This window comes from Bradyrhizobium sp. STM 3809, from assembly GCF_000239795.1.
Taxonomy (GTDB): domain Bacteria; phylum Pseudomonadota; class Alphaproteobacteria; order Rhizobiales; family Xanthobacteraceae; genus Bradyrhizobium.
Genome location: NZ_CAFJ01000768.1, coordinates 1 through 4298 on the forward strand (window position 1 = coordinate 1; position 4298 = coordinate 4298).

The window sequence follows — 4298 nt, forward strand, 5'->3', positions numbered from 1 at the left end:
ATATGCCGCTTGGCATAATCCCGGGCAATCACGACATTGACCGAGCCCTAGCAAAGAACGCAAGCTTTACCGCTAAATTCAAGCCTCTGGTGGCGGCGCTCGCCAGTGAAGGGCTGCCGAGCATTCCCGTTACCGATCCGATTTGGCTCACATTCTCTGCAGGGGATGCAGCCGTTCGGCTTGTATTGCTAAATAGTTGTTGGGGATGCGGATCAAAGGAGTTCATACCGGCCGAATTCCGAGATGACGTACAAGACGCGATCGAAAAAGCACTTTCTCGAGGACAGCCAGACAAACAGATCGCTGCGTACTACGATCGACAGTTTGACACTCCCGCGTTTTCCAACGACACAATCGAGAAGCTAATCAACGCAATCCCGAACGCAAGCGATTGCCCCGTCCTAGTTGTCGCAGCACACCATAACCTCTTGCCGCAGCGCCTAACGAGGCTCGCGCCGTATACGGAACTCGTTAATTCAGGCGCAGTTCGGGGCGCACTTGAGGAACTCGACGTGCCGGTACTTTATCTTCACGGGCACATTCATCAAGACCCAATTGAACTTCTTCAACGGCCCGGCGGCAATGTAGTTGCTTCAATAGCAGCTCCAGAGATTGTCAAAGGGTTTAACGTCATCGAGCTTATATTTACGAGAACATCACTGCCCCTGACATGCCGGATTATCAAATGGCGATTCGACCAAGGTGGCTATTTAAAGCAGCAGAAGCCCGTCAACATTCCGCTTATTGGCTCACGACGAAGGTCGCACAACGACTCGCTCGCTCCTCTCTATAGTCTTTTACTGAAACACAAGGAATTGTACTGGAATCAACTAATAGAAGAGGCCAAAGCAATCTTTGCATCAAACGTTGAAGAAGAACTCGAGGAAGCTTTGGAACTCCTCTTTTCAGATGGTCGAATTGAAATTTATAACTACGAACTCGCATCCTACAATTGGATTGTCGGAGCACGCGTATGACAATGCTCCCTCTTAATCCATTCCGCCCCACTCGCTGGGAGCACCAGCCCGACGGCAAGCAACTGATTTGGTATACTCGGACAGCCAACCATTTAGCTGACGACAAATCAATATACGTAAGCGGGAGCCGGGGCAGCGGAAAGACCACCCTCTTAAAGAGTATCTGCTGGGAAGACCTGGCAAAGAATACATCTCTTCGCATCCAGAAAAAATTAGAGGACTTCAAAAGTATCGGTATCTATATTCGTTTTCCAGACCACCTCACCGTAGCAATGTCATTCGTCGACTGGAAAGCGACATACCCTCAGGCCCCATCGCCGGAACTTGAATTCCACCGCTTCTTCTCGCTTTTGGTCGAGCTAACCTGTTGCGAACGAGCCTTACAGGCATGCCATGAGCTGCGATCGCAAACGTTATTAAGTCTCTCGCCGCAGGACGAGAGGCAGATCACCTCCGCTTTTCTCAACGAGTTTACCCGACTGAACAGCTTCGCGGAATCGGGGACAGCAACCTTCTACGAGCTCGCTCGATTACTTCGAGACGTTGTCCGAGAAATGAACGCCGCCTCCGTGCGGGGCACAATTACTGCTATTGACACTCGTCTTCCGCCCCGTGAACCGGGCGAACTTCTGGCCTTTCTAATAGGACGATTATCAAGCGCAACAAGACTTGTCGGCTCTGAGACTACACGCCCCTCCGGTTTTAAGTTTTGCCTTGACGACTGCGAAGTGTTGAGTACTGCACAGCAAGTCAGCTTGAATACGCTGGTCCGCAATTCGAAGGCCCCAGTATCCTGGGTTGTAAGCTATGTTGGCTCCCTCTTCGAAAATAGCCGCACATATCTGGAGCAACAGCCATTGACCGACGCCGATCGGCGAGTGATATCGCTCGACTCTCGAAAAGACACTGACTTCCGCGAACTTTGCCAAGCAGTAGTCAGTTTACGCCTTATGTTCTCAGTATCTGAGCAGGCCCGGAACGCGAGGAACGTCGGCGACTTAAAAGATTTTTTCCCACTGGAAACCAGACTCGGGTCACGGAATGTAAACGACCTAATGGAACAAATGCTGCGCCGCTCAGCTAGTCCGATTGCAACCCGCCTACTGGAAAACACCAAGACTGTTCAGCTAGCGTTAGAGCGAGGTGGCCAGCGGAATTCAACAGCTTCCCCTCCCCTATATCAAACATACGTTCTACTTCATTGGCAGGGACAATCCGACGCATTCAAGACGTCTTTCAACAAAGTAGACGAGAGCGACCTGGAACGGCGTACGCTGTCGGTTCGCGATCGAGCAGGAGAAGCTTGGCTTCGGCGAAAGCAGAATGCTGCACTTCTTCATCTAGCTTCCGCGCTTAAAACGAAGCGGATTCCTCTAGCGGGAGCGAACATAATACTTTCTTTATCAGACGGCTCGATCCGAGACTTCTTGGAAATTCTGGGATTCATTTATGAGGGCTACGCCAAAAAGCAGAAGTCAATCGCTTACAGCCAAGAGAGTCTGGATAGATTCGCGCTGGCGAGGACCGCTATCGCGGCCGACGTTCAAACAAACGGAATTTATAAGGCAAGCAGCGCCTATCATGCAGGCGTAAGCGCCCGCGGAGAGCGAGATTTCGACGTCGTTCTGAGACTCATAGAAGGCTTAGGCAGATACACAGCCCTGCTCCAATCTGACCATCGCGATCCGAGCGTTCTGGGCCGATCCGAGCGTGGCGTATTTCAGGTTAGGTTCGAAACAACCAGAACGGATAGATCGGATGACATCGCGAAGCGCGAGCGGACGGTTCTTAACGTTATCCGGCAAGCCGAGATCGCGGGCTATGTAAGAATGGTCGAACCGACCAATCAAGAATTAGATAAGGATGTTAAACTTGGGCATATTTTGCGGTTCAGACTACATCGACGCTTAGCTCCATATTACGGATTTTCATACCGCGGACCGTACGAGCCCGTCGCCATATCGGCCTCAGAGATTTGGCAGCTATGCGATCGCAGCAGCCCTGTGGATCCGTCCTTGTGGGCCGACTCTATGTCCTCCAACCCGAACACATTTGACCAAAGCGAGCTGTCTTTCGATTGGGACAATGAATCGTGACTAAAGGAGCTTTTGCCAGCGCGAACATTTTGCTTCGTCAGCGGTCTGACGATCTCTCGCCATTTGTCACGCGCGAATATGACTTAGTTCTTTCAGCACTGAGTTGGGAGAGTCGGGGAACCACCGCAATCGAGAAGCTAAAACGCAAGTTTCCGCAGCTTCATCTCTTGAAGTTCAGTTCAGCCAGCAATTCGCGCGCGGCGGAACTTAAGAATGAACAAGTGAAGCTTTTCGCAAAGTCGTCCGACTCCTGTATTCTCGTTGAACTAGATAGCTCTACTTCTTTCCCTAGCAATGTTCAGAAGATAGACGAGTTTTTACAATCCAAGCTCACTCTCGCCCAGAGACCACTGAGGGTTCTCTGCGACATTAGCTGCATACCGAAGTCCTACATTCTTCTACTTATAGGGTTCGGGTTTCGACAGAACTATTTCGCTCGCTTCGACTGCGTGTATGCAGAGGGACGATATCCATTGAGCAAGCAGCATGCCGCTGCATCTCCTGTAAAGTCTAGCGGGAGCATAACGTCCGAGGGAGTCTGGCAATCGCTACCAGTTCCATTTTTTGAGTCTGAAAGTACGATTCCAAATGAGAGAGACGTCTTGGTGGCCTTGGGCGGCGAGGTTGGTTTAACTTTGCCGTTTATAGAAAAATACGAGCCAAGGCGCTTAGGGCTGATGATGATCTCTGAGAGCGAAGTACAGACGCCGGATAAGCTCCCTAAAAGCGAGCAGTACGCGCTGAATGAACTAAAGAAGGAGCCGAATCTTAAACGTGTGAACTTCTCGCTAGGTGACGTCATTGGTACTACGAGATACGCGATCGACTTCTGCAAAGAGTCTTCAGCTGACACGATCACAGCTCTTGCGATCGGCTCAAAAACTCACGCTTTGGCGCTTGGCATAGCTGCTTTGAGTCAAAGCCGAATGGAGGTAATTTGTCGAATACCCAAGCGATATACGATGCTTGATGTTGAGCCGAATGGCTCTGTACTAGGCTTTGAAATTGAGGATCGGTTTGAGCCGAACGCTTACGTCGTTTAGCTTACCCCGGCGGCACGCCCCCCGCCCAAACTGCCCGTCGTGCCAATCTGCCGCATCCCGTCGGGCAACTCCGGCCTTGTGTCGTCGGGCAAATCAGATCGATGCTCCCCGCCGTCTTCCGCTCGCTGAAGGGGCGTTTCGCGATCGTCACGGACCGTGGAGCGGGAGATGCGGTGGCCGCC

At 51.5% G+C, this 4298-nt stretch carries 3 protein-coding genes; all 3 read left to right on the forward strand.

The annotated features are described in order from the left end of the window. A partial coding sequence (locus BRAS3809_RS36945; RefSeq protein ID WP_008966291.1) for a metallophosphoesterase family protein occupies positions 1-977 on the forward strand: 977 nt, incomplete at its 5' end. Next, the gene (locus tag BRAS3809_RS36365) at positions 974-3073 is read left to right on the forward strand and encodes an ORC-CDC6 family AAA ATPase (RefSeq protein WP_139017498.1); all 2100 of its coding nucleotides are present in this window, start codon (positions 974-976) and stop codon (positions 3071-3073) included. The genes BRAS3809_RS36945 and BRAS3809_RS36365, both read left to right, overlap by 4 nt. Further along, the gene (locus BRAS3809_RS36370) at positions 3070-4116 is read left to right on the forward strand and encodes a hypothetical protein (RefSeq protein WP_008966293.1); all 1047 of its coding nucleotides are present in this window, start codon (positions 3070-3072) and stop codon (positions 4114-4116) included. The genes BRAS3809_RS36365 and BRAS3809_RS36370 overlap by 4 nt, the downstream gene beginning before the upstream one ends. Positions 4117-4298 lie beyond the last annotated feature (182 nt).

Excerpts from the sequence above, each read along its gene's own strand:
- BRAS3809_RS36365 (WP_139017498.1), top strand. The coding sequence starts at position 974 with ATGACAATGCTCCCTCTTAATCCATTCCGCCCCACTCGCTGGGAGCAC.